Source organism: Spirosoma sp. KNUC1025, assembly GCF_045160025.1.
Classification (GTDB): Bacteria; Bacteroidota; Bacteroidia; order Cytophagales; family Spirosomataceae; genus Spirosoma.
In genome coordinates, this window is record NZ_CP087139.1 from 4,300,001 (window position 1) to 4,325,089 (window position 25,089).

The window sequence follows — 25,089 nt, forward strand, 5'->3', positions numbered from 1 at the left end:
GGTTTACTCTATTCGGTTTACGTAGTAACGATTTAGCCTGATTCGCGTACCGACCCGGAAAAACCATCAACACAAAAACGAACAATGCAGGAACTAGCCGAAGCAAACGTAGACGAATCGTCCGTACTCTATAGCGAAGACTTAGCCCCCATTCCCGCATCGAAGCGGACCTGGAATACCTGGAATTACGCGGCTCTGTGGATCAGCATGAGTTTGTGTATTCCTACGTATATGATGGCTAGTTCGCTCATTGAGGGTGGTATGAACTGGTGGCAGGCCATTCTGACTATCTTTCTTGGGAACACCATTGTGTTAATTCCAATGATACTGAACGGTCATGCAGGAGCTAAATACGGCATTCCATTTCCCGTACTGGCCAGGGCTAGTTTCGGAACCAGCGGAGCCAACGTTCCGGCGCTGCTACGTGCCATTGTGGCCTGTGGCTGGTTTGGTATTCAAACCTGGTTGGGCGGTTTTTCCTTGTATCAGATGCTTCGGTTATGGTTTCCGGCACTGGAGACCTTGCCCGAGATATTCCCTGTATCGTTTGGGTTACAGACGGGACCGGCGATCTGCTTTGTTCTGTTCTGGCTGCTGAATATGTACGTCGTTTACCTGGGTGTTGAAAGCATTAAAAAGCTGTTGATTTTCAAGGCTTTCTTTCTGCCCGTAGCCGCTCTGGCTTTATTGTATTGGGCTATTTCAGCCGGAAATGGATTAGGGCCGATCCTGCAGCAGCCTTCCAAATTCAGTGATTCAACGGCCTTTTTTGCCTTTTTCTTTCCGGCCCTCACGGGTATGGTGGGTTTCTGGGCTACGCTTTCGCTGAACATTCCTGATTTTACCCGTTATGCCACTAGTCAGAAAGCGCAGATAAAAGGTCAGGCCATTGGATTGCCGCCTTCCATGACTCTATTCTCGTTTATCGGCGTTGTTGTTACGTCGGCCACAACAATAATTTACGGAACGACCATCTGGGATCCGCTCATTCTGGCCGGAAAATTTGAGAATAAACTTCTGGTAAGCGTGGCTATGATATCGGTAGCCATTTCTACGCTGGCCACCAATATTGCCGCCAATATTGTCAGCCCGGCCAATGATTTTGCCAATCTGGCACCGTCTAAAATTGACTTCCGAAAAGGAGGGTATATAACCGGCATCATTGGAATCCTTATCTTTCCCTGGAAGCTGATCGCTGACCCGACAGGCTTTATTTTTACCTGGTTAGTGGGCTATTCCAGCCTACTCGGGCCAGTAGGAGGAATTATGATTGCCGACTATTTTTTCTGCGAAAACAGAAACTGATTCTAGGTGATCTGTACAGCACAACAGGCATTTACAGCTTCTCGAACGGCTTCAATTCAGCGGCTATTATTGCTCTGCTGGCGGGGATCATTCCCAACATTCCGGGATTTCTAACGACCATTCAGGTGCTATCTGTTGATAGCGTTCCCCTGTGGATGTCGAAAATTTATAACTATGCCTGGTTCGTTGGCTTTTTCGTGAGCGGAGGAGTATACCTGGGCTTGATGCGAACTCGCTATTTAAATACAGAAGAAACGAATCGTTACGTAAAGAATGTGGAGGATTTGTCGGTCAACTCACTGCGGAATTCGGCTTAATACGTTGATGCTCAATTTTCTGGAATGAAATACTAGACTATGTCAATCTTGATTAAAAACGGTCGGGTTGTTACGGCTACCGACGATTATGTTGCTGATATTTTTATTGAAGGCGAAACGATTTCAGCCATCGGAAGGAACCTGCCCGTTCAGGCCGATACGGCCATAGATGCATCTGGAAAACTCGTTTTTCCGGGCGGGGTTGATCCACATGTTCATCTGGCTATGCCGTTCATGGGTACGTTTTCGAGTGATACGCACGAAACCGGTACGCGGGCAGCCTTATTTGGCGGTACTACCACCGTCATTGACTTCGTGCTGCAAAAACAGGGGCATACGTTGAAAGAGGCCCTTGCCGATTGGAATTCCAGAGCCAGCGGAACAGCCGTAGGGGATTATAGTTTCCATATGGCCGTAACTGATTTTAACGACGAGTCGAAAGCTGAAATCAGGGACATGGTTGAAAACGAAGGCATTACGTCGTTCAAGACCTTTATGGCCTACAAAGGCGCGCTGATGATCAACGATAGCCAGATGGTTGGCTTGATGCAGGAAGTAAAAAAGCAGGGCGGCATGGTAACAGTGCATGCTACTAACGGCGACATGATCGACTACTTGATCGCCAAACATCGGGCGGAAGGGAAAATGGCACCTCTATACCATTACCTCTCACAACCCGAAGTTACGGAGGCCGAAGCCAGTTGCCGGTTTACTGACATGGCTGACTACACGGGTTGCCCTGGCTACATCGTGCACATGACCTGCGAAGGCGCGCTGAATGGGGTTCGGAATGCAACCCGACGTAATCAGAAAGTCTTTGCAGAAACCTGTATTCAATACCTGGTGCTGGATGCATCTGTGTATGAGCAGAATTTTGAAGGTGCCAAGTGGGTGATGAGTCCACCCTTGCGGGAGAAAAAAGACCAGCAGGCCCTATGGGCAGGTATCAATCAGGGCCTTGTCCAGGTGGTGGCTACGGATCACTGCCCCTTTATGTGGGAGCAGAAACTGATGGGCAAAGATGATTTCTCAAAGATTCCTAACGGTCACCCCGCCATCGAAAATAGGATGGAACTGCTTTACAGTGAGGGCGTTCACAAAGGCAAAATTACGCTGAACAAATACGTAGAAGTTGCCTGCACGAATCCCGCTAAAATATTCGGTATGTTCCCCCGAAAAGGTACCATTGCCGTCGGTAGCGATGCCGATATTGTCATTTTTGACCCGGAAGAAACGCATACCCTTTCAGCTAAAACGCACCATATGAACGTCGATTACTCCGGCTACGAAGGCTGGGAACTGACCGGTAAAGTCAACACGGTGCTGTTACGTGGGCAGGTGGCTATTGACGGTAATAAATGCCTGATCGATAAAGGCTATGGACAATTTATCAAACGTAATAAGGTAAGCGGGAAGATTTAAAAGCAGAGGGCATGGGGGTAAGGGCATAGGGTTTATCGGTTATTCCCAATGCCCTTCGCCCACTGCCCTAAGCACAAACCAATTAACCCAACGTAAGCATGCCACGACTAATTAAATCGGGATTGATCCAGATGAGCCTGCCGAAAACCGAAGGCGAAGGCACCATTGACGAAATCAAAGAAGCCATGGTGCAGAAGCATATTCCACTCATTGAAGAGGCTGGTGAGAAAGGGGTGCAGATTCTGTGCTTGCAGGAAATATTCAATACGCCCTATTTCTGTCCGGGGCAGAACAGTGCCTGGTATGCTTCAGCTGAATCCGTTCCTGGTCCTACAACCGACCGGATGGCGGAATATGCCAAAAAATACAACATGGTGATGATTGTGCCGGTCTACGAAAAAGAACAGGCTGGCGTACTGTATAATACCGCTGCCGTGATCGATGCCGACGGGACGTATCTCGGAAAATATCGCAAGAATCACATCCCACATACATCGGGTTTCTGGGAGAAGTTTTTCTTCAAGCCTGGGAATCTGGGGTATCCGGTCTTCCAGACTCGCTACGCAAAAATTGGTGTATACATCTGCTACGACCGCCACTTTCCCGATGGTGCCCGTTGCCTGGGTCTGAATGGGGCTGAAATTGTCTATAATCCGTCGGCTACGGTGGCTGGGTTATCGCAATACCTGTGGAAACTGGAGCAGCCTGCCCATGCGGCCGCGAACGGTTATTTTATGGGATGCATCAATCGCGTTGGGGAAGAAAAACCCTGGAATTTAGGCCGTTTTTATGGCTCCTCGTACTTCGTTGATCCTCGTGGCCAGATTTTCGCTACGGCTTCCGAAGACAAGGATGAACTGTTGATTGCTGATTTCGATCTCGACTTGATCGACGAAGTACGTAGTGTCTGGCAGTTCTTCCGCGACCGCCGACCAGAGACGTATGATAAGTTGGTGGAACTGTAAAGCAATAAAGAATGATGAAGTAAACGCGTCAACAGTCATTCTTCATTCATAATTCATCATTACAAACGTGGCGATTCTACCTAACCGACTGACGGCTGAACAATACGAGCAAAACTTCAGCGATGTTCACCCACCTTTTGAGTCCCGGGAAGCGGCTCTGGTGGAAGCCAATCGCTGTTTGTTCTGTTATGATGCGCCTTGCATCAAAAGCTGCCCAACGAGTATCAATATTCCGAAGTTTATCAAGCAGATCACTACCGATAACGTAAAAGGATCAGCTCATACAATTTTTGATGCCAACATCATGGGGGGCGGCTGCTCAAAAGTCTGTCCAGTTGAGAAATTATGCGAAGGGTCCTGCGTATTTAACCTCCTGGACGAGCCGCCTATTCCAATTGCCAAGCTGCAACGGTACTCGACTGAAAAAGCCATCGAGCAAAAATGGCCGTTGTTTCAGCGAAAACCGTCTACGGGTAAAAAAGTAGCTGTAGTGGGGGCTGGACCGGCCGGGCTGAGTTGTGCACACGTATTAAGTCGGGAAGGAGTAGACGTAACGATTTACGAAAAAGAAAGCAAAGGCGGGGGCTTAATGACTTATGGCATTGCGGCCTACAAGGTCACGCCCCAATTCTGCGAAGATGAAGTGAATTTTGTTACGTCGCTTGGGGGGATAACCATCAAATACGATCAGGAATTAGGACGTACCATTTCCTTAGCTGAACTGCAAACCAACTACGACGCCGTCTATCTGGGTATTGGAGTGGGCGTTGCCCGGCAACTGGACATACTTGGCGAGCAGCTGGAAGGTGTTGAAGATGCCATCCGCTTTATTTATGACATTCGGGAGAAGGGATTTCCGTCGGTTCCGGTTGGGGATAAAGTGGCCGTAATTGGGTTAGGCATGACGGCCATTGATGCCGCCACGCAGGCCAAACGGCTGGGTGCCAAAGAGGTTACGATCGTTTATCGCCGAACGCAGGCCGAAATGCCAAGTACAGAAGTCGAATTAAATCTGGCAAAGCTGGATGGCTGTCGAATTATCTGGCTGGCGTCGCCCAAAGTAGTATTGGGTGAAAACGGTCGGGTAAACCAACTCGTCTGTAACGTAATGGAACTGGGCGTGCCCGATACGAGTGGCCGCCGGTCGCCGGTCGAAACAGGACAGACCATTACGCTGGACGTGGATATGGTCATCAAAGCAGCTGGTCAGACCCCCTACGAAGAGCTGGTCAGCAAAAACCAACTGACGCATTGGTACGGTAAAATCGCCATCAATGAGAATGGCGAAACAAATATCCCCGGCGTTTTTGCCGGTGGTGATTGTGTCAACGGCGGCAAAGAAGTGGTCGATGCCGTTCAGGCGGGGAAAGACGGCGCAAAATCGATACTAAATTTTATAATGAGTGAAAGAGTGAATGGGTGAAAGAGCGGCTCAGCAGCCCCTTTTTTCACTCAGTCACTCTTTCGCTCTTTCACTCATTACTTACGTGGCAGATTTAAGCACAAACTTCCTGGGTATTAAGTCGCCGAACCCGTTCTGGCTGGCGAGTGCCCCACCGACGGATAAAAAATTTAACGTACTGCGGGCGTTTGAAGCAGGCTGGGGCGGTGTGGTCTGGAAAACGCTGGGCTCACAGGTCAAAAACGTATCGTCGCGTTATTCGGCAGTCGATTATAACGGTACCAAAATGATGGGCTTGAACAACATCGAACTGATTTCGGATCGGCCACTGGACATTAACCTTCGTGAAATCGCGGAATGTGTTCGCGAGTTTCCCGACCGTGCGATGATTGTGTCGCTCATGGCCGATAACACCCGCGAGAAGTGGCACGAACTTATTGCACAGGTGGAAGATACGGGTGCCCATGGTCTGGAATTGAATTTTGGCTGTCCACACGGGATGACCGAGCGGGGTATGGGCGCAGCCGTCGGGCAAGATCCCGAAATTGCCAGAATGGTGGTGGAATGGGTCATGGAAAAAGCGGCCATTCCGGTGATAACCAAACTGACCCCCAATGTCCATTCAGTCGTGCCGACGGGCAGGGCATCTGTTGAAGGAGGTTCCAACGCCCTTTCACTCATCAATACCATTCAATCGGTTACTGGGGTCGATCTGGATACGTTTGTGCCCAATCCTTACGTAGCGGGTAAATCGGTCTATGGCGGGTATTGTGGCCCGGCCGTTAAGCCTGTAGCCCTGAAAATGCTGACGACCATCGCTCAGGACCCCACTACGTCGCGGGTACCCATCTCGGGTATTGGAGGAGTGAGCACCTGGAAAGATGCCGCTGAGTTTATGCTGCTGGGTGCTACGTCGGTACAGGTCTGTACGGCAGTCATGAAGCACGGGTTTCGCATTATCGAAGACATGTGCGATGGCCTGAACAACTGGATGGACGAAAAAGGCTTCAAAACGATCTACGATTTCATCGGCAAATCGGTCCCGACAATCACCCATTGGGAAGATCTGGATATTAACTATCACATCGTTGCCAATATCAACCAGGACAAGTGCATTCACTGCGGCCTGTGCTACATTGCCTGTGAAGACACGTCGCATCAGGCCATTAATCTGACGTACGGAAAACCGTACAATACGTATTCAATTATCGAAAATGAGTGTGTAGGCTGCAATTTGTGTAAATTAGTGTGTCCTGTCGATAGCTGCATCACCATGGTGGAACAGCGCAAAGGTGATGAATACCTGAATTGGAAAGAGTTTCAGCGTCGTGGATTGCCCCTAAACGACCATTAATAAAATGTTGAATGTTGAATTATGAATGGTAAGAGTGGAATGATATATAAGTCAACCTGTTATAATTAATCATTTATCATTCATAATTCATCATTTTATAAAGAGAGTATTACACAGATAACGTATTGATTACCTTCATCTTAAATAATAAAGAAGTCAAAACGACCCTGCCTTCGGGCACGACGGTACTTGATTTTGTGCGGTATCACCAACACCTCATGGGCACAAAAATCGGCTGTCGCGAAGGAGATTGCGGAGCCTGTACGGTGCTGGTTGGTGAATTGGCAGCTGGCGAGTTACGGTATCGTACGGCTACATCCTGCCTGATGCCGCTGGGAAATGCGCACGGAAAGCACATCGTTACGGTCGAGGGGATCAACATGAATGCGTTGAACCCGATTCAGCAGGCAATGGCGGATGAATCAGCGACGCAGTGTGGGTTTTGTACACCCGGTTTTGTGATGTCGCTGGCGGGGTTTTGCCTGAGCGATACAGCGCCTACAGTTCAACATGCGATTGCTGCGATTGACGGGAATATCTGTCGTTGTACGGGTTACAAGTCCATTGAGCGAGCGGCCGCTCGTATTGCTAACCTGATAGAGTCGCGAACAGATGAATCGTTGGTAAAGTTTGGAACAGATAAGGGAATAGTACCAAATTATTTTTCGACGATTCAGGAGCGTCTACAGGCATTGGCGCTTCATCTGAATGGCGACCTCCGGACTACTAATCGGTCGGCGCAACGAGTAGGGGGCGGTACGGACGTTTACGTCCAAAAACACGATGAAGTAAAAGACGCTTCGATTCAGTTTCTGTTCGATCAGCAGGACTTGAAAGGAATCAGGCAGGAAGGGAATCAATGTATCATTGGGCCTGCCTCTACGGTCACCGATCTGATCGAATCGCCCATCATGCAGACGTATTTCCCTTATTTTAATACGTATACAAAGCTGGTTTCGTCGATGCCCATCCGCAACATGGCAACCATTGGAGGAAACTTTATTAATGCATCACCCATCGGCGATTTTACCATTTTCTTTCTGGCGCTGGATGCGACAATTACTCTGAGCGATGGTACAACTTCCCGACAGTTACCCTTGCGAGACCTTTATTTAAGTTATAAAACACTCGAAAAAAGACCTGAAGAATATCTAAAGCAAATCTGTTTCGAGCTGCCCGGTTCAACGACTGCATTCAATTTTGAGAAAGTCAGCAAACGGACGCATCTGGATATTGCCAGTGTTAATTCGGCTATTCAGCTTAAAATTGATGATGATATCATTACGTCGATTAGGTTATCGGCTGGGGGTGTTGCGCCTATTCCAAAACGACTCACGAAAACAGAAGCCTTTCTGACCGGCAAATCGGTTACAGAAGCGGTAGTTCTCGAAGCAACGAAAGTAGCTCAAACCGATATCTCGCCCATCAGCGATGCCCGCGGTACTGAAATTTATAAGCGACTACTAATCAGTCAATTGATTAAGGCGCATTTTATTAAATTTTTCCCATCACTGAACGTAGCGCAGTTGCTGGTTTAGTAGTGGGCAGATTGTATAACCGATGAAAAATATAGATTCCAGAACGCATGTACGGGGCGAGTCGGTTTATCTGGACGATATTCCGTTGATTCGAGGAACCTTGTTTGGAGCCGCCTTTGGTTCGCCAATTGCACATGGAATCATCAAGTCGCTGGAGTTGACAGCAGCTGAATCTATGCCCGGCGTAGTCAAAATAATTACCTACAACGACGTATCGGGCGAAAATCAGATAGGCGGTATTGTTCCGGATGAGCCCCTTCTGGCCGAACAGCATGTACATTACTGTGGGATGCCCATCGCTTTTGTCGTGGCAGAAACGGAGGATGCAGCCCGTGCCGCTGTCAAACAGATTCGGGTGGTCATTGACCCTCTGCCGGTTATTACAGACCCTCGCGAAGCGCAGGCCAAAGGAGAACTGATCGTTCGGCCAAGAACGCACCGCTTAGGCGATACGTCGACTGCGTGGGCCCAATGCGCGCATATTTTTGAAGGACGTACCGAAACCAACGGGCAGGAACATCTGTACATCGAAACGCAGGGTGCCTATGCGGTTCCGCAGGAGAACAATGCTATCAAACTTTACTCCTCTACACAAGGCCCAACGGCAGTACAACGGGCCGTCATGCGCTCGTCGGGGTTAGCCATGCATCAGATTGATGTAGACGTAACGCGGCTGGGCGGAGGGTTTGGTGGAAAAGAAGATCAGGCCAATATGTGGGCGGCATTGTGTGCACTTGCTGCGCACATACTCAAAAAGCCTGTTAAGTATTCGCTGAATCGGATGGAGGATATGGCCATGACTGGAAAACGGCATCCGTATTCGTCTGATTTTAAAATTGGTCTGGATCAGAATCTGAAAATCATCGCCTACGAAGCAACGTTTTATCAAAACGCTGGTGCGGCTGCTGATCTGTCTCCCGCTGTTCTGGAACGCACCCTGTTTCACTGTACCAACACGTATTTCATACCGAACGTAACGGCCACTGCCTACAGTTGCCGGACGCATTTGCCACCCAATACGGCCTTTCGTGGCTTCGGCGGGCCGCAGGGAATGTTCGTCATCGAAGCCGCAATTGCCAAAGCTGCCGAGGAGTTAGCGGTTGATGCCTCCGTGATTCAGGCCAAAAACCTGAATAAAACAGGCGACGAATTTGCTTATGGTCAGAAAGCAGTCAGCGAAGCGCATGCCTGCTGGAACAAGGCCACCGTCCTGTATCAGGTAGACGTTATACGGGATGAAATAAATTCATTTAACAGTGTTAACCAATTGTATAAGAAAGGGTTAGCCTTGATGCCCATATGCTTTGGTATTTCATTTACCAACACCCGGATGAATCAGGCGCGGGCGTTGGTACACGTATATACCGATGGCAGTGTTGGCGTAAGTACAGGAGCTGTTGAGATGGGGCAGGGGGTAAACACAAAAATGCTTCAGGTTGCCGCCCAAGGCCTGTCGATTCGGCCGGAGCGGGTTAAGTTACAGTCAACCAGTACGTATCGAATTGCCAATACGTCGCCGTCTGCCGCCAGTGCTACAGCCGATTTGAATGGAAAGGCCGTTCAGATGGCCTGTTCCGAAATCGTTCAGCGTTTGAAGGTTGTGGCTGCGGGTGAGCTACAAACGGCTGTTGAGGCAGTTCTGCTGAAAGACGAGTGGGTATACGTGAATGGGGAAAAAACTGACTGGGACTGGAATCGGCTGGTGATGGAAGCGTTTACCAAACGTGTCAGCCTATCGGAACATGCCCATTATGCCACCCCCGAAATTCATTATGATGCCAGCCGCGAAAAAGGCCATCCGTTTGCGTATCATGTGTACGGAACGGCCATTGTGGAAGTGAAGGTCGATTGCCTGCGCGGTACGTATGAAATGGAGTCAGTTAAAGTTGTCCATGATTTTGGCGTCAGTATGAACCCGCTGATCGACCAGGGGCAGATCGAGGGCGGCATTGTTCAGGGCCTTGGCTGGATGACCATGGAAGAGGTCATCTATGATACGTCGGGCTGGTTGCGCTCCAATGCCTTGTCGACGTACAAGGTGCCGGATATTTATTCGGTTCCGAAGGAAATTGCCATTGAGCCCTTAAAAACCGAGCTGGATAATCTGGCTATACTTCGGTCGAAAGCTGTCGGCGAACCACCGTTGATGTACGGCATCGGTGCTTACTTTGCCTTACGTAATGCCGTCCTTGCCTTCAATCCTAACGCCCAAATCCCTTTCGATGCGCCCATGACGCCCGAGAAAGTTCTGCTTGGTTTATACGACGTCAGTACAGCTCAACGTCCCGTTTCTCTTGCTAATGATCAAACAGCTAACCACCTGGCAGTTAATCCATAAAAGTCTTCAGCTTCATGTGCCAGTCATGCTGTTATACGTACTGGAAAGTCATGGGAGCAGCCCCGGCAGGCAGGGTTTTCTAATGGCCGTAACTGCGCTGGGTGACATGGAAGGCTCCATTGGTGGGGGGATCATGGAGCATAAGTTTGTGGAGATGGCGAAAGAGACGCTTAAACGTACCACGGCTGAACTGTCCATTCGAACCCAGTATCACGATAAAAAAGCGACTCATAACCAGAGTGGTATGATCTGTTCGGGCGATCAAAATATTTTGCTCTACCGGATTCAGGCAACCGAAGCGACGGCTATTCAACGTATTGTCGCCAGTCTGGAAACGAATCGAAATGGCCTGCTGGAACTCTCACCCGCAGGTATTCGATTTGCCGAGAATGAGCCATTAGATGTCGACCATCGGTTTGTTATGCAGTCGGAGCAGGAATGGCTTTACCAGGAGCGTATTGGCTACAAAAATGAGTTATTTATCATTGGGGGCGGACATTGTGCGCTGGCGCTCTCGCGGATGATGAGTCAGCTTGATTTTTACATCCGCATCTACGACGACCGCCCTGATCTGCATACGATGCTGTTGAACGACGCAGCGCATGAAAAAATCAGTGTCAACAGCTATAGTGAGCTAACCGACCGGATTCCTTCCGGCAGGCATCATTACGTTGTCATCATGACGTTCGGCTACCGTACCGATGATCTGGCTATCAGAGCGTTGCTTAATAAATCGTTTCGGTACATTGGGGTGCTTGGTAGCAAGACCAAAATTGGAAAACTAGTCGGTACGTACCGCGCGGAGGGAATTTCCAGCGAAATTTTGACGAACATGCATGCGCCAATTGGCTTGCCCATTCACAGTCAGACTCCCGAGGAAATAGCGATCAGCATTGCTGCGGAAATCATCCAGGAAAAGAACCGTTTCTGACTTACTCTCTCGCTACGGTGCCTGTTATGTAGCCATAGGGTTCGTCGGTAGCTATGAAAATCTCGTTTTTGTTGTCCATCCCAAACGGCTCCAGATTGAACAGGATATGGTGTTTGTTCGGCAGTTTCAGCGTAATCTCATCAACCTCCGGATTTTCGGTTAAAACGGCTTCTCCCATAGCCAATAGGGTTTGCTGCACCGACAGGCTTTTATGATGGGCAAATGTTTTAAGTAGCGTTTCCCGGATTCGGGTAAAGAGACGGGTAAAATCAAGGTTGTCAGAAGAGTACGTCCAACTGGCTTCGCATTGGGTAGCCAGAATTCGATCAGCAGTTTCTTTCAGCGTAGTATATTGATCTTTGATATAGCCTTCAAAGCCAGAATCCGTTGTTTTTAGAATAAGCAGATCGCTGAGTCCCGACGTAACGCTAATACTTTCAGCTGATTGCAGAATCGTGGTGGTGTGTTTTTCGGAAGTGCCACCTACATACGCATGAGGGTGAGATTCGCCATCGAAAGCCATTCGGGTCCAGGGATGTTCGACAATATGGATTTTCGCCTGCGACACCTGTGGATTGTTTGTGAGAAAATAAGTAGCCAGATAAACGCCAAAGTTTTCAATCGAATCAATAAAGTGTTCTTTAGCCAGCGCATAGACCGTATTCTTCTGCGTATCGGTCGGGAGAATTTTGGAATTGTCGCCCAAGGTATGCGCCGTTTCAAAGTCGCCTTCCAATGAAACATTGACAGAAATCTGCCGGAATTCATGATAATCAGGGTGCCGAATGACTTTTGACAGGTTTACGGCGTTTTTGCCATAAGCATTTTTTTTCAGGGTGATCTTCATGATGGTTTCGGCCGTTTTGGGTAGTATTGACCACTAGTATAGAAATTTATTTCCTATTTTTAGTCAATATCCGCCGGCTTGTACGCCGACCAGATAAGTGCATACCGCGCGGCTGGATGGATAGTCCCGCAAGCTTCTGCCAGTACGCATGACTGATTTCGTGATAATAGGAAATAATGTGGTAACGCCAGACGGTGTTCGTAAGGCTGTGGTGTTGATCAGAAATGGGCAGATCGTAGCCGTAGAAGCGGAGCTGCCGGAAAGCTTTGCCGGAGCCGTCGTTGATATTGGGGATGACGTATTGATGCCGGGGTTAATTGATCCGCACGTACACATCAACGAACCGGGGCGAACAGATTGGGAGGGTTTTGATACAGCTACACGAGCCGCTCTCGCGGGTGGGCTAACCACCCTGGTCGATATGCCGCTGAACGCATCGCCGGTAACAACCACCGTTGACGCATTTGACCAGAAAATTGCCGCACTCAACGGAAAACTGCATACCAATTGTGGTTTCTGGGGAGGGCTGATACCCGGCAATAGCGCTGAGATCGAAAGGCTTATAGACAAGGGCGTATTGGGGTTCAAAGCGTTTCTAACTCATTCGGGCATCGACGACTTTCCGAACGTAACGGAAGAGGATTTACGGAAAGCCATGCCGATCATTGCCCAGTCTGGCTTGCCTTTGCTGGTTCATTGCGAATTATCGACCGAAGAACCACTGGCTACTGATTATGTCAGGTCCTACCAAAATTACCTGTCGTCACGCCCGAAGGAATGGGAAGATACCGCGATTGCATTAATGATACGGTTATGTGAGGAATACAACTGCCGGACGCACATCGTGCATTTGTCTTCCGCCAATTCCATCGAACCTATAGCGAATGCTAAACAAAACGGGTTGCCGCTGACGGTCGAGACGGCACAGCATTACCTGTTTTTCCATGCTGAAAGTATTCCGGATGGCCAGACGCAGTATAAGTGCGCTCCCCCCATACGTGAACAGGCAAATAATGACCAGTTGTGGGAAGCGTTGAAAGCAGGTATCATTGATTTTGTTGCGACAGACCACTCCCCGGCTGCGCCCGAGTTGAAACAGCTGCAAAGCGGTGATTTTATGAATGCCTGGGGGGGCATTGCATCGTTACAGTTCGCCCTGCCCGTATTGTGGACGGCGGCTCGAAAACGAGGCTTTGCAATAACCGATCTAACCCGATGGCTTTGCGAAAAACCGTCCGAACTAATCGGTTTTTCCAGGCGGAAAGGACGTATAGCTGCGGGATATGATGCCGATTTGATTGTCTGGAACCCGGGACAGTCCTTTACCGTAACGGAAGATTTAATACGACACAGGCATAAAATGACACCGTATCTGAACCAAGAACTGTATGGGGTTATCAAGCGAACGTACCTGGCTGGCGAGCCGGTTTTTGACGCTGGAAACTTTCTGACGTTAAACGCTGGAAACGTACTCACGGCTCACAGAACCGCGTGAGTAAGGCAATTGTAAATAGCATCCATGAGGATTTTCGAGAGTAACCCACAGTCGAGTCGTACTATACAATTACGCGCTGAAACCATTCTGAACCGGATCAATGAACTGGCTTCGATCAGCGAAGACGCTGTCAGTGTAACCCGGACATTCGGCACGGATGCATTTCGGCAGGGCAGCCAGCTGGTTCAATACTGGATGCAGGACGCTGGCCTGCAAACGCGAGTTGATGCCATTGGCAATGTACGAGGGCGATTGGTAAGTCCGGATAGCAGAGCCAAAACGTTTGTGATTGCCTCCCATATTGACACGGTCGTCAATGCAGGAAAGTTTGATGGACCATTGGGCGTAATTATGGGAATCGATCTCGTTGAGCAGTTGATCCGATCAAAAACCCCGCTTCCTTTTCATATTGAACTGATTGCATTCAGTGACGAGGAAGGTGTTCGTTTTCATACAACGTACCTGGGGAGTAAAGTCGTAGCGGGTTCGTTTGATACGACATTGCTGGATAAAAAAGATGCATCGGGTATTACCCTTCGGGAAGTTATTCAAACGATGGGTGGCGATGTTGACCAGTTAAAAACTGATGCCATTCTGCCGGACGACTGGTTGGGTTATTTCGAAATACACATTGAGCAGGGTCCGGTTTTGTACGAACGTAACGTACCGGTTGCCGTTGTAACAGCTATTGCTGGTCAGAAACGGGTAGAAATAACGTTTGCAGGGATGGCAGGCCATGCTGGAACGGTACCGATGGACATGCGGCAGGATGCATTATGTGCGGCCGCTGAGTTTATTTTACAGGTTGAACGACTGGCAGCGAATGAAGCCAATCTGGTTGCCACTGTGGGTAAATTGAACGTAATGAACGCTGCCAGTAATGTTATTCCCGGCAAAGTCGTTTGCAGTCTGGACGTACGGAGTAATCAGGAAATGATTCTTGCATCGGCGTATCAGGAACTGCACCAACGTTGTGCCGATATTGGTCAAAAACGAGCAGTTGACGTCGATTGGAACCTGATTCAGGAAACGAGTCCTGTCTCCTGCGATCCAACCCTAAATCAGTTTATTGAGCAGGCAATCAAGGAAAATGGCTTTGAAGTAGTCCGTTTAATGAGTGGCGCCGGGCATGATGGCGTTCCCATTTCGCTGGTTTCGCCTATAGCAATGATCTTCGTTCGGTGTTATAAAGGAATCAGCCACAATCCACTTGAAAATACTGAGCTTTCGGATGTAGCTGCTACGCTACAGGTAGCCGATACGTTCCTGAAGCGTCTAATTGAAAAGTATACTGGTCATTAGTCACTGGTCATTAGCCATTAGTTGTTATTTCCAATGACCAATAACTAATGCCTAATCTCCAATGACAGCGAAACGAAATGACCAATGACTAATCACCAATGACCAATTAAAATCTATGGAAATCTCAGCGCTTACCCGATCTGTTGTTAAACATAATCACGCAGTTATCAGCCCCGATGGCTATATCAACAGCCGGGTTCCGGGCTGGGAGAACTGTACCGTCAACGTAATTATCAACGAGCAGATGGGGGCTAATCTTTGTCAAACGCTTGTTACGCTGAACTGGAACAGTTTAATTGGGGGAACCACGAAAGCGTCTCAGCTATTTGTGTACGTCATTTGCGGTCGGTGCCGGGCGGCAGTGGGCGGTCGGTCTGAGATGTTGACAACCGGCCAGTTCGTCTACATTCCAATCGGTAAAGACTATACGTTTGATAAACCAGAGCCGGGTACTCAACTGCTTACGTTTCATAAAGTCTATGAAAAACTGGACGGATACGACGTGCCGCCGGTTCTGTTTGGTGATGCTGCTTCCGTAGAGGGGCCAACCTATCTGGGCGACCCGGCGCTACGTCTGCAGGTGCTGCTGCCCGATACGTTGTCGTTTGATATGGCGGTCAATATTTTCACCTACGATCCGGGTGGGCATTTGCCGTTTGTCGAAACACACATTATGGAACATGGCTTGATTTATCTGCAGGGGCAGGGCGTGTACATGCTGGATAAAGACTGGTATCCCATAAAAAAGGGGGATTCAATCTGGATGGCTCCATACTGCCAGCAGTGGTTTACGGCGATGGGAAAAGAGCCCGCAGTTTATCTTTATTACAAGAATGTGAATCGTTTTCCGACCACTATATGATTCTGCCCGAGTTAAACCAGTTGCCGGTTTCTGAACTTAAGAGCGCACTCACAACCTGCTGTGGATCATCAGCCTGGGTTGGTGAGATGGCTAAACTCTTTCCGGTAGAGAGCAGAGAAAGCTTGTTCGAACAGACCGAAATCATCTGGTATGCTTGCTCAGAAAACGACTGGCGGGAAGCCTTCACGCATCATCCTAAAATTGGTGATATTCAGTCGCTACGTGAAAAGTTTGCCACCACAAACGAATGGGCGTCAGGCGAACAGGCAGGCGTCTCGACGGCATCGCATGAGGTTCTGGAAAAACTGGCTGAAGGGAATCGACTGTACGAGGAAAAATTCGGGTACATTTTCATCGTCTGCGCTACGGGTAAATCGGCCGTGGATATGCTGGCTATTCTGGAATCCCGATTGCCGAATTCTCCCGAAGAGGAGATTCTGATTGCCATGCAGGAACAGCTTAAGATCACCAAAATACGTCTGGAAAAACTGCTGAACGAATGAGCCCGATTACGACCCATATTCTTGACACAACGCGCGGTAAACCTGCCGAAGGAGTAGCCATTACGTTGTACCAATATCAGCAAGACGAATGGCTGGAACTGGCTACTGGCCGAACCAATGCCGACGGACGTATCAGCAATCTGCTCACGGATGCCATTCCGTCAGGCACTTATAAACTGCATTTTGAGACGCAGCCTTATTTCAATACGCTCGAAATTTCCACGTTTTACCCTTATGTTGACATCATATTTTCGATTGTCACAGGCGAACACTATCACGTCCCCTTGTTGTTAAATCCATTTGGCTATTCAACCTACCGGGGTTCCTGATCTAACGTATAATTGCGGAGCGAGGAAGAAGAGAAGGTAAAACTGTCCCGACACAGTCACGCACCCTTCTGCCTTTTCCTTTCTCCCTTCTCCTTTTTCTGTATGACTATCAATCCATTACGTCTTCAGCATTACTTTGAGGTCTCGAGTGAGATCGGAAAAATTGGCGAAACGGGCATGTGTCGTCCAGCTCATTCTGCTCTGGAAAAAACGATGTTCGAACAAGCCAGAGGCTGGATGGAATCGGCTGGTTTAACGGTACGTATCGATAGCTTCGGGAATCTGATCGGGCGTTTAAACGGCAAAAACCCGGATGCCCCGATCTTAATGACAGGGTCTCACCTGGATACGCAGCCCTACGGTGGGCGATTTGATGGTATTTCTGGGGTGCTCTGTGCCATAGAAGCTGTATGCACCATCGCTGAAAAAGGCATTATACCCGAATGCAGTATCGATGTGATTGCATTTGCCGATGAAGAAAGCTGGCGGTTTAATAAAGGACTTTTCGGGTCGAGGGGAATACTGGGCAAACTGGAAGAAGGTGAGCTTCAGCGAAAAGATAAAGACGGAATCACCCGTGAGCAGGCATTGATCGACTTCGGCTGCGACATTACAAAATTCAAGGAAGACGAATACGCACCCGGTAGCATACGGTGCTTTATCGAGCTACACATCGAGCAGGGGCCGGTTCTGGACAAGTCGAACAAATCCATTGGCATCGTCAGTGGCATTGCCGGGCCCCTGTTACTAAGCCTGAACCTGAAAGGAATGGCCGGGCACGCAGGATCGGTGCCGATGCCGTTACGTCAGGATGCGTTGTTGGGAGCGGCTAAAGTGGTGGTGGCAGTCAACGAAATTGCGTCGCAGTTTGCCCCGGCTCCTACGGTCGGTACGGTTGGCACGTTACAGGTATTTCCTTCGTCCCGGAATATCATTCCCGAATCAGTAACGATGACCATGGAATTCCGGGATATTGATATGGATCGTCGGAACACCTGTGAGCACCAACTGAAACAGGCCATAGCCGAAATCTCGGAGAAACATGGGCTTACGTACGAATTGACGGTGGATACCGATATCCAATCAAGCTATTGCGCTGACTGGATTAAAGACACTATCCGGGCCAGCTGCACCGAATTGGGACTGGACGTGCCAGAACTGGTAAGTGGTCCGTTTCATGATGCGCTTGTCATGTCGGAAGCCTGTGATTTTGGCATGATCTTCGTTCGCTGTAAGGACGGCATCAGCCATAACCCGCTGGAATATGCGTCTTACGAAGATTTGGCACTGGGCAGCGAAGTACTCTATCAAACCATTCTAAAAATCGTCGGCTGACCTAAAAAGTGCCAACGTTTTTCGCCGTAATCGCGAAGAAACGTAAAATGAATCCATCGCCCGTGCGTAAAAAAAGCTCCTGCCATTCATAGGCAGGAGCTTTTTTTGATTTAAAGAAAAATATTTTTTATAGGTAAGTAATTGAAAATCAGAAGATAAATGTTGGGAAGGGGTCATTTAAAGCGCCTTGCGTGAAATTTCTCTAAAAAAATTTGCGAATCGGTAAAGTAAAAGTGCCGGGTTAGCCGTCAACCCTATCAAAGTTCACAACCTGAAAGAAAGAGCACTGAAAACGATCAATAGTTTAACTGGCTGCTACAGTCTCAACGGACTTTCTGAAAAACAGAACTTTTAGAAACCTTTTAAACACAAACAACATGAACATCATTTGGAGAGTAGCTGGCGTAGCGCTGGTAGCCGGATTGGCTTTGTTTCTCATTACGCTCATTGTAAAAGTTTTGCTAGTAGGCGCTGGCTTATTTCTGCTGGCCCGGGTAGTCGGGGCGCGTTTGCTGGGTCGACCATTTGGTCCGCTGGGACGGGGTGGCTGGCAATCGTCGGAAATTATTTCCATCGATAACCCTACGTACCGTACCCCAATGTCTCAGGTAAGCTATGAGCGAGTCATTCCCATCGGATAATCCGTAATCAGTAAACAACAAATCTAAAATCAGTAAACACAAGACAAATCACAACCATGTATAATAAACAAGCATTCGAAGCAGGAAATAAAGGCAATTGCGGTCATTGGGGCGGGCAATCGTTTGGACGGGGTAAATTTGGTGGCCCCTGGGGTCGCGGCAAATTCGGTGGTTTCTGGGGACGCCATGCGGGCGGATTTCATCAGGTGCCGGTAAACATCGAAGAGACTGATAGTGAATACGTAATCTCTTTATATGCAGCAGCTCTGGTGAAAGAGAACGTAAAGCTGACCGTAAAAGATGACGTATTGACGGTATCGTATCAGGGAACTGATCCGTCTGATGAAGCCCAGAAGTCCGGTAACTATACGTATCAGGAATATAGTAACCGCTCCTTTGAACGGTCATTCCAACTGAACAATAAGGTTCTGACAGACAGTATATCGGCTAGTTATGCCGATGGTATTCTGAAAGTAACCCTGCCAAAGAATCCGGAAACGAATAAACCCGCGCAAACCATTTCGGTTGCCTAGGGTCACGAAGATTGTCTAGATCAAAAAAAATCCCCGTATCGCTCTGGTACGGGGATTTTTTTGTAAGGTTGAATAAAGCCTTGATTCACTATCTAATTCACCATTACTGTTTCTTGATATCGCCACGAATTTCACCCGCTGGATAAACCGTGGTGTGCAGATTCGCGTAGTAGAAACCATTTTTCAGGCTATCGACCCGATTTTTGTTTGCCAATGTTACGGTGCCGGTAATGGGCGACGTCAGGTTCGCAAATGGAATCTCGACAGGACCAGTACCGGTTGTTGAATTAGGCGTAATGCGGTGAATATGCCCGCCCGTCAGGGAGGAGGAGAACGTGCCTGTATACGTAACCGTATAGCTCAATACACGGGTAGCCTCATTTAAGGAACCGGTAAACGTACCTGTAGCTGTTGAGGTCGTTGAAGTAGGCTTCTCACTGGCACCATTCAGCGTTGCCGTAAACGTCGTTGGGGGCGTAATTGTGTTCGGATTTTCTTCGTCAAGACACGATGAGAGCGACAATCCTATGGCCAGCAGCGATGCAATGGATAGAAAAATGTTTTTCTTGTTCATAGGGGATTAGTGTTTGTAGGTCAAATATGCAGGATAAACAGACGAATGCAATGGTACGTATCAATTTAGAACGATTATCGATTTTGTTCTATTTGCCAGCAAATAAACAGATTGAAGGGGTGTGTTGTTAGACGACTCTTTCTACATTTCCCATGATTCGTAGGTAATATTTCCAAAACGTGCCAGAATCTTCTAATTTTGAGCCGCTAACCGGAATCCATTTTGTGAATTCGTTGGTTGTCTTAATAGAATATACCTTTCAGTAAACTGTTATTCCTACTTGCTATGGCTTTTGATTTAGACATGATTCAGCGCGTTTATGCTAACCTTGGTGAGCGCGTCGAAGCAGCCCGGCAGGCAGTGGGCAAACCGCTGACTCTGTCGGAAAAGATTTTGTACAGTCACCTCTTTGCTGGACTGCCTACCCAGGCGTTCGAGCGGGGAAAAGCCTATGTGGACTTTGCGCCTGACCGCGTAGCCATGCAGGATGCGACGGCCCAGATGGCGCTGTTGCAGTTTATGCAGGCGGGCCGCCCAAAAGTTGCGGTTCCATCGACGGTGCACTGCGATCACCTGATTCAGGCCGAAGTAGGAGCAGACAAAGATTTGGACATTGCCAAAAGCAAGAACAAAGAAGTTTATGACTTCCTGGCGTCGATTTCTAATAAATATGGTATCGGTTTCTGGAAACCCGGTGCTGGGATCATCCACCAGGTTGTGATCGAAAACTACGCTTTCCCCGGCGGGATGATGATCGGTACCGACTCACACACGCCGAATGCGGGTGGGCTGGGTATGATTGCCATTGGGGTTGGTGGTGCCGACGCCTGCGACGTAATGGCAGGTCTGGCCTGGGAACTCAAAATGCCCAAACTGATTGGTGTAAAACTTACCGGGAAATTAAGCGGATGGGCATCAGCCAAAGACGTCATTCTGCGTGTGGCGGGTATCCTGACCGTAAAAGGTGGTACGGGCTGCATCGTTGAATACTTTGGCGAGGGCGCTGAAAGCCTGTCGGCAACGGGAAAAGGGACAATCTGCAACATGGGTGCTGAAATCGGAGCAACAACGTCGATTTTTGCCTATGACGAGAAAATGGCCAATTACCTGAAAGCTACCAGCCGGGCAGATATCGCTGAAGCCGCCGATGCGGTTAAACAGCATCTTCGTTCGGATGATGAAGTCTACGCTGATCCGGCTACGTACTACGACCAACTGATTGAAATCAATCTGTCGGAACTGGAGCCGCATATCAACGGTCCCTTCACCCCGGATCTGGCCTGGCCTTTGTCGAATTTTGCTAAAGCCGTTAAAGAAAACAACTGGCCTGCCAAGCTTGAAGTTGGTTTGATTGGTTCGTGCACAAACTCCAGCTATGAAGATATGACCCGCTCGGCTTCGATTGCCGCGCAGGCGACAGCCAAGCATCTGAAAACCAAGGCTGAGTTTACCGTAACGCCTGGCTCTGAACTGGTTCGGTTCACGGCTGAACGGGACGGTCTGCTCGATACGTTCGAAGAAATTGGCGGTGTCGTACTGGCTAATGCCTGTGGACCCTGTATTGGGCAGTGGGCGCGGCATATGGACGACCCAACCCGTAAAAACTCGATCATTACGTCGTTCAACCGGAACTTCGCCAAGCGGAACGACGGTAACGCCAGCACACACGCATTTGTGGCTTCGCCTGAAATCGTGACAGCGCTGGCGATTGCGGGTGATCTGACCTTTAACCCGATGACCGATACATTGACCAACGAACATGGTGAACAGGTTAAACTGGATGAGCCTGCCGGTATCGAACAGCCGCTGAAAGGCTATGCTGTTGACGACGCGGGGTATCAGGCACCGGCAGAAGATGGTTCAGGCGTACAGGTCATTGTTAGCCCAACCTCCGACCGTCTGCAACTGCTGGCTCCATTTGCGGCCTGGGAAGGTACTGACCTGAAAGGGTTAAAACTGCTGATCAAGGCGAAAGGCAAATGTACTACTGACCACATTTCGATGGCTGGTCCCTGGCTGAAATACCGCGGTCACCTGGATAATATCTCGAACAACATGCTGATCGGTGCTGTGAACTTCTATAACGAGAAGACAAACACCGTGAAAAATCAACTTACCGGCGAATACGGCGAAGTGCCAGCCGTACAGCGGGCATACAAAGCCGCCGGTATCGGTTCGATAGTGGTTGGTGATGAAAACTACGGCGAAGGTTCTTCCCGCGAACACGCGGCTATGGAACCCCGCTTCCTGGGTGTTCGGGCCATTCTGGTACGTTCATTTGCCCGGATTCACGAAACAAACCTGAAGAAACAGGGTATGTTGGCGTTGACGTTTGCAAATCCAGCCGATTACGACAAAATTCAGGAAGATGATGTCATTGACATCGACGGACTTACAGAATTTGCTCCAGGCCGTCCGCTTGAAATTGTGCTGCATCATGCTGATGGAACAACCGACGAGTTTCCGGTTAACCATACCTACAACGAAGGACAAATTGAATGGTTCAAGGCCGGTGCTGCCCTGAACATCATCCGTATGAAGCAGAACGCCTAATTAACGTACGGGTTAGACCCGCTCAATTTTCGCCCGGCCAGTTGCTCTAACGAGTAAACTGGCCGGGTTTTTTGTGGATCAGTATATTCTCTCGAAATGGGGATTTGGTAACAGGTTGCTAAAAAGGATTTTCACCCAGATGAGTCATTGTCCATTTAATTTGCCCTTACAAGCATGTCTGCTAATCATTCGAATACACCGGTAGAAAATCAAGGTTCACCAAAAAGAGTAATGCCAACAAATCCTGATGATTTATCAGACCTTGTAAACCTGTTCGATTTCGAAAAAAAAGCAGAAGCGAACATGACGCGGCTGGCTTATGAATACGTAGCGAGCGGAGCCGCCGATGAAGTCACGCTCCGCTGGAATCGGCAGGCATTTGATGCGATTAAACTCAACCCAACCGTATTGGCTGATATGGAGAAGCCAGATACCCGGCTCTCTTTATTTGGCTATGAACTTCCTTATCCCATATTGATCGCTCCAACGGCTTACCATCGGCTAATGCACCCGGAGGGGGAACTGGCAACCGCTCGCGGAGCCAGTGCTGCTAGGGCTACGTATGTTGTAAGCTCCTTTACAACGACACCGCTGGAAGAAATAGCCAACGTAGCATCGCAGCCCTTGTGGTTCCAGCTTTACGTTCGGGATGATCGGGAGTTTACAAAAGAACTGATTCAAAAGGCGGAATCACTCGGTTTTAAAGCCATTTGCATAACGGTGGATACGCCTGTTGGGGGTGTTCGGAATCGCGAACAGCGGGTTGACTTCGGGTTGCCGGACACGCTAAACGCGCCGTATATGATTGCTCCGGGGCCACAGAAAAAGCCGGTGACCTGGAAGGATATTGAATGGTTAAAATCGGCAGTCAATATTCCTGTATTAGTAAAAGGGATTTTAAATCCCAATGATGCTGTACGGGCTATTCAGACGGGCGTATCGGGTATCATCGTATCAAACCACGGCGGCCGAAATCTGGATACGGTACCCGCAACAATTGATGTGCTTCCGTATATTGTTGAGCGGGTAGCCAATCGGGTGCCAATTTTAATGGACGGCGGGATTCGAAGAGGTACGGATGTACTGAAAGCAATAGCACTCGGAGCAAAAGCAGTTCTGGTTGGTAAACCTATCTGCTATGGTGTGGCCTGTGGCGGAGCAGCGGGCGTAGCAAAAGTGATGACTATCCTGAAAGAGGAGCTTGAATTAGCGATGATACTGACCGGGCGACCTACACTTGCCGATATTGAAAAATCGGTGTTATGGAATCCATTATAATGTGTCGTAAAACCGCTCGTAGACCTGAATACGGATCATATCACTGAATCGCTCAAATACGGCTATATTCTCTAGAGCCGGAATAGACATTAAACGCATAGGCACGGCAGATTTTTGGGGCTGGTACGGTGGTTGAACATAGTCGAAGGGGTTTAGAATAAATCCCTGCCGTTCATAAAATTGTATGCGCCGTCGACTGATTTCGTCGGTTGCCCGCTCGACTTCCAGCAGTACGTACTGAGTCGGAATACGTAGGATTAGCCCCAGAGCCTGCTGACCGAATTGTTTTCCGCGCTGATTCGGATCAATAGCGAAGTGCTCCATATAAACGACGTCGTTCCAGTGCCAGTAGATCAGGAATCCCACCAGTTTATCGGTAATCAGCAAGGCGCATAGGTACATGTCCGGGCACTTCAGAAGCGATTTCAACTCGTCAAAACTACGTCGTTCATCAATCGGGAAAGAGCCTTCATACCAGCTCTGGATGCGGTTCAGATAAGGATGATCCTGCGTAATTCTAAAAAAAGTCATAAGCTGGAAACGTGTTTTTAATCGAAATTTAATCTATCTTCGATAGAATTATCTTTATCCAAGTTTTCTAACTAACTGATCTAAAATCAGTTGAGTTTATGAAATCGCTGAATTACATTTGGTTTCTGAACGATATGGATAAACGACGATACAATTTTTGGGTATACAGGTGTCTATGCTTTCTGATGGCCTTAACCGTCATCAATATAAGCATTGATAGTCGGGATACGACTTCACGAACAGGCAGGACAACCATGTACCATGAAGATTTGTCGATCAATAAAATCGAAAGTATTAGTGAATTGATCCTGGAGGAAGTTTTTGGCATACAGAATGCCGTTCCTGAGCAGGATGATTCGAACGATGAGTCAGAACTCACAGAACAGGATTACGAGTTTAATCAATTATTTGCTTTTGCCCCATTACGGCCGCTTGTTCATTATCTGAACGCGCGACCTGTTCCCTTTTGGCCTGAACGTATTTCTATACACGTATCGGAAATTGTAGGACCACCCCCTCAACCAATTTTACCTGGCTAATCAACCGCCTGCATTCGGCTGGTTGATTGCTAATACACTATTCCTAACTCATCTGTTGAGGATCGTTTCCCTGGAAAGTCAATAAGACGCTGGGCTGACGTGTCGATTAACCTGATTGAGGATTTTCAGGATCTGCTTGAGGCATTTTTAGGCTGTCAGAACGGAGTCTGTTCTGCTCCCGTCAGCGCTATGCCT

The 25,089-nt window shown here is 48.6% G+C and carries 22 protein-coding genes and 1 pseudogene; 20 read left to right on the plus strand and 3 right to left on the minus strand.

From position 1 onward, the window contains the following. Positions 1–84: 84 nt before the first annotated feature. The 9 genes and pseudogenes from LN737_RS18715 to LN737_RS18755 form a co-directional block, all read left to right on the plus strand. Positions 85–1,436 (plus strand): annotated as a pseudogene (locus LN737_RS18715) (NCS1 family nucleobase:cation symporter-1); the annotation flags it as partial. A 24-nt stretch (positions 1,437–1,460) separates the two neighbouring features. Further along, positions 1,461–1,622 (plus strand): hypothetical protein, encoded by a 162-nt coding sequence (locus LN737_RS18720; protein WP_405520579.1) that lies wholly within the window; start codon positions 1,461–1,463, stop codon positions 1,620–1,622. A 39-nt stretch (positions 1,623–1,661) separates the two neighbouring features. Next, the gene (gene hydA / locus LN737_RS18725; protein ID WP_405511359.1) at positions 1,662–3,044 is read left to right on the plus strand and encodes a dihydropyrimidinase; all 1,383 of its coding nucleotides are present in this window, start codon (positions 1,662–1,664) and stop codon (positions 3,042–3,044) included. 98 nt (positions 3,045–3,142) lie between these two features. After that, positions 3,143–4,009 carry a nitrilase-related carbon-nitrogen hydrolase gene (locus LN737_RS18730; protein ID WP_405511360.1) on the plus strand — a complete coding sequence of 289 codons (867 nt, stop codon included), beginning with the start codon at positions 3,143–3,145 and terminating at the stop codon, positions 4,007–4,009. Between the two features lie 67 nt (positions 4,010–4,076). Further along, positions 4,077–5,432, plus strand: a complete 1,356-nt coding sequence (locus tag LN737_RS18735) for an NAD(P)-dependent oxidoreductase (protein ID WP_405511361.1) — start codon at positions 4,077–4,079, stop codon at positions 5,430–5,432. A gap of 64 nt (positions 5,433–5,496) precedes the next feature. Then, positions 5,497–6,765 carry an NAD-dependent dihydropyrimidine dehydrogenase subunit PreA gene (gene preA / locus LN737_RS18740; protein WP_405511362.1) on the plus strand — a complete coding sequence of 423 codons (1,269 nt, stop codon included), beginning with the start codon at positions 5,497–5,499 and terminating at the stop codon, positions 6,763–6,765. Positions 6,766–6,890: 125 nt separating this feature from the next. Then, on the plus strand, positions 6,891–8,303 hold the full coding sequence (locus tag LN737_RS18745; protein WP_405511363.1) for an FAD binding domain-containing protein: 1,413 nt from the start codon (positions 6,891–6,893) through the stop codon (positions 8,301–8,303). Between the two features lie 22 nt (positions 8,304–8,325). Next, positions 8,326–10,641, plus strand: coding sequence for a xanthine dehydrogenase molybdopterin binding subunit (locus LN737_RS18750; protein WP_405511364.1), 2,316 nt, complete (start codon positions 8,326–8,328; stop codon positions 10,639–10,641). Continuing rightward, on the plus strand, positions 10,604–11,572 hold the full coding sequence (locus LN737_RS18755) for an XdhC family protein (protein ID WP_405511365.1): 969 nt from the start codon (positions 10,604–10,606) through the stop codon (positions 11,570–11,572). Before LN737_RS18750 ends, LN737_RS18755 begins: the two co-directional genes overlap by 38 nt. Before the next feature lies 1 nt (position 11,573). Here the strand turns inward: LN737_RS18755 and pucL are convergent, their stop codons facing one another. Further along, positions 11,574–12,419: a factor-independent urate hydroxylase gene (pucL, locus tag LN737_RS18760; protein ID WP_405511366.1), complete on the minus strand. Its 846-nt coding sequence runs from the start codon at positions 12,417–12,419 to the stop codon at positions 11,574–11,576. Between the two features lie 148 nt (positions 12,420–12,567). Between pucL and allB the strand changes: the two genes are divergently transcribed. From allB to LN737_RS18800, 8 genes are all read left to right on the plus strand, one after another. Further along, on the plus strand, positions 12,568–13,914 hold the full coding sequence (allB, locus tag LN737_RS18765; RefSeq protein ID WP_405511367.1) for an allantoinase AllB: 1,347 nt from the start codon (positions 12,568–12,570) through the stop codon (positions 13,912–13,914). 24 nt (positions 13,915–13,938) lie between these two features. Next, the gene (locus LN737_RS18770) at positions 13,939–15,216 is read left to right on the plus strand and encodes an allantoate amidohydrolase (RefSeq protein ID WP_405511368.1); all 1,278 of its coding nucleotides are present in this window, start codon (positions 13,939–13,941) and stop codon (positions 15,214–15,216) included. A 115-nt stretch (positions 15,217–15,331) separates the two neighbouring features. Next, entirely contained in the window at positions 15,332–16,078 is a 747-nt protein-coding gene (gene allE, locus LN737_RS18775; protein WP_405511369.1) for a (S)-ureidoglycine aminohydrolase, read from the plus strand. Further along, positions 16,075–16,581, plus strand: coding sequence for a 2-oxo-4-hydroxy-4-carboxy-5-ureidoimidazoline decarboxylase (uraD, locus tag LN737_RS18780; protein ID WP_405511370.1), 507 nt, complete (start codon positions 16,075–16,077; stop codon positions 16,579–16,581). The genes allE and uraD overlap by 4 nt, the downstream gene beginning before the upstream one ends. Next, positions 16,578–16,910, plus strand: coding sequence for a hydroxyisourate hydrolase (gene uraH, locus LN737_RS18785; RefSeq protein WP_405511371.1), 333 nt, complete (start codon positions 16,578–16,580; stop codon positions 16,908–16,910). The genes uraD and uraH overlap by 4 nt, the downstream gene beginning before the upstream one ends. A 102-nt stretch (positions 16,911–17,012) precedes the next feature. Beyond that, positions 17,013–18,245, plus strand: coding sequence for a M20 family metallo-hydrolase (locus tag LN737_RS18790; RefSeq protein ID WP_405511372.1), 1,233 nt, complete (start codon positions 17,013–17,015; stop codon positions 18,243–18,245). A 377-nt stretch (positions 18,246–18,622) separates the two neighbouring features. Further along, positions 18,623–18,886 (plus strand): hypothetical protein, encoded by a 264-nt coding sequence (locus LN737_RS18795; protein WP_405511373.1) that lies wholly within the window; start codon positions 18,623–18,625, stop codon positions 18,884–18,886. Positions 18,887–18,942: 56 nt separating this feature from the next. Further along, entirely contained in the window at positions 18,943–19,419 is a 477-nt protein-coding gene (locus LN737_RS18800; protein ID WP_405511374.1) for an Hsp20/alpha crystallin family protein, read from the plus strand. Between the two features lie 103 nt (positions 19,420–19,522). On the opposite strand, the gene LN737_RS18805 is transcribed toward LN737_RS18800, so the two are convergent. Further along, positions 19,523–19,993, minus strand: a complete 471-nt coding sequence (locus LN737_RS18805) for a CHRD domain-containing protein (RefSeq protein WP_405511375.1) — start codon at positions 19,991–19,993, stop codon at positions 19,523–19,525. 285 nt (positions 19,994–20,278) lie between these two features. Here LN737_RS18805 and LN737_RS18810 point away from each other — a divergent pair, with 285 nt between their 5' ends. Together LN737_RS18810 and LN737_RS18815 are read left to right on the plus strand one after the other, a co-directional pair. Next, positions 20,279–22,546 (plus strand): aconitate hydratase, encoded by a 2,268-nt coding sequence (locus tag LN737_RS18810; protein WP_405511376.1) that lies wholly within the window; start codon positions 20,279–20,281, stop codon positions 22,544–22,546. Positions 22,547–22,777: 231 nt separating this feature from the next. After that, the gene (locus LN737_RS18815) at positions 22,778–23,824 is read left to right on the plus strand and encodes an alpha-hydroxy acid oxidase (protein ID WP_405511377.1); all 1,047 of its coding nucleotides are present in this window, start codon (positions 22,778–22,780) and stop codon (positions 23,822–23,824) included. Here the strand turns inward: LN737_RS18815 and LN737_RS18820 are convergent. Continuing rightward, entirely contained in the window at positions 23,819–24,355 is a 537-nt protein-coding gene (locus tag LN737_RS18820; protein ID WP_405511378.1) for a GNAT family N-acetyltransferase, read from the minus strand. The two genes, LN737_RS18815 and LN737_RS18820, sit on opposite strands and share 6 nt — an antisense overlap. Positions 24,356–24,453: 98 nt before the next feature. Between LN737_RS18820 and LN737_RS18825 the strand changes: the two genes are divergently transcribed. Then, positions 24,454–24,894, plus strand: a complete 441-nt coding sequence (locus LN737_RS18825; protein WP_405511379.1) for a hypothetical protein — start codon at positions 24,454–24,456, stop codon at positions 24,892–24,894. Positions 24,895–25,089 lie beyond the last annotated feature (195 nt).

Excerpts from the sequence above, each read along its gene's own strand:
- LN737_RS18750 (WP_405511364.1), top strand. The coding sequence starts at position 8,326 with ATGAAAAATATAGATTCCAGAACGCATGTACGGGGCGAGTCGGTTTAT.
- uraD (WP_405511370.1), top strand. The coding sequence starts at position 16,075 with ATGATTCTGCCCGAGTTAAACCAGTTGCCGGTTTCTGAACTTAAGAGC.
- LN737_RS18720 (WP_405520579.1), top strand. The coding sequence starts at position 1,461 with ATGTCGAAAATTTATAACTATGCCTGGTTCGTTGGCTTTTTCGTGAGC.
- LN737_RS18825 (WP_405511379.1), top strand. The coding sequence starts at position 24,454 with ATGAAATCGCTGAATTACATTTGGTTTCTGAACGATATGGATAAACGA.
- LN737_RS18810 (WP_405511376.1), top strand. The coding sequence starts at position 20,279 with ATGGCTTTTGATTTAGACATGATTCAGCGCGTTTATGCTAACCTTGGT.
- LN737_RS18800 (WP_405511374.1), top strand. The coding sequence starts at position 18,943 with ATGTATAATAAACAAGCATTCGAAGCAGGAAATAAAGGCAATTGCGGT.
- LN737_RS18820 (WP_405511378.1), bottom strand. The coding sequence starts at position 24,355 with ATGACTTTTTTTAGAATTACGCAGGATCATCCTTATCTGAACCGCATC.
- pucL (WP_405511366.1), bottom strand. The coding sequence starts at position 12,419 with ATGAAGATCACCCTGAAAAAAAATGCTTATGGCAAAAACGCCGTAAAC.
- LN737_RS18805 (WP_405511375.1), bottom strand. The coding sequence starts at position 19,993 with ATGAACAAGAAAAACATTTTTCTATCCATTGCATCGCTGCTGGCCATA.
- LN737_RS18755 (WP_405511365.1), top strand. The coding sequence starts at position 10,604 with ATGATCAAACAGCTAACCACCTGGCAGTTAATCCATAAAAGTCTTCAG.
- LN737_RS18795 (WP_405511373.1), top strand. The coding sequence starts at position 18,623 with ATGAACATCATTTGGAGAGTAGCTGGCGTAGCGCTGGTAGCCGGATTG.
- hydA (WP_405511359.1), top strand. The coding sequence starts at position 1,662 with ATGTCAATCTTGATTAAAAACGGTCGGGTTGTTACGGCTACCGACGAT.
- LN737_RS18815 (WP_405511377.1), top strand. The coding sequence starts at position 22,778 with ATGCCAACAAATCCTGATGATTTATCAGACCTTGTAAACCTGTTCGAT.
- uraH (WP_405511371.1), top strand. The coding sequence starts at position 16,578 with ATGAGCCCGATTACGACCCATATTCTTGACACAACGCGCGGTAAACCT.
- LN737_RS18770 (WP_405511368.1), top strand. The coding sequence starts at position 13,939 with ATGAGGATTTTCGAGAGTAACCCACAGTCGAGTCGTACTATACAATTA.
- allB (WP_405511367.1), top strand. The coding sequence starts at position 12,568 with ATGACTGATTTCGTGATAATAGGAAATAATGTGGTAACGCCAGACGGT.
- LN737_RS18790 (WP_405511372.1), top strand. The coding sequence starts at position 17,013 with ATGACTATCAATCCATTACGTCTTCAGCATTACTTTGAGGTCTCGAGT.
- LN737_RS18730 (WP_405511360.1), top strand. The coding sequence starts at position 3,143 with ATGCCACGACTAATTAAATCGGGATTGATCCAGATGAGCCTGCCGAAA.
- allE (WP_405511369.1), top strand. The coding sequence starts at position 15,332 with ATGGAAATCTCAGCGCTTACCCGATCTGTTGTTAAACATAATCACGCA.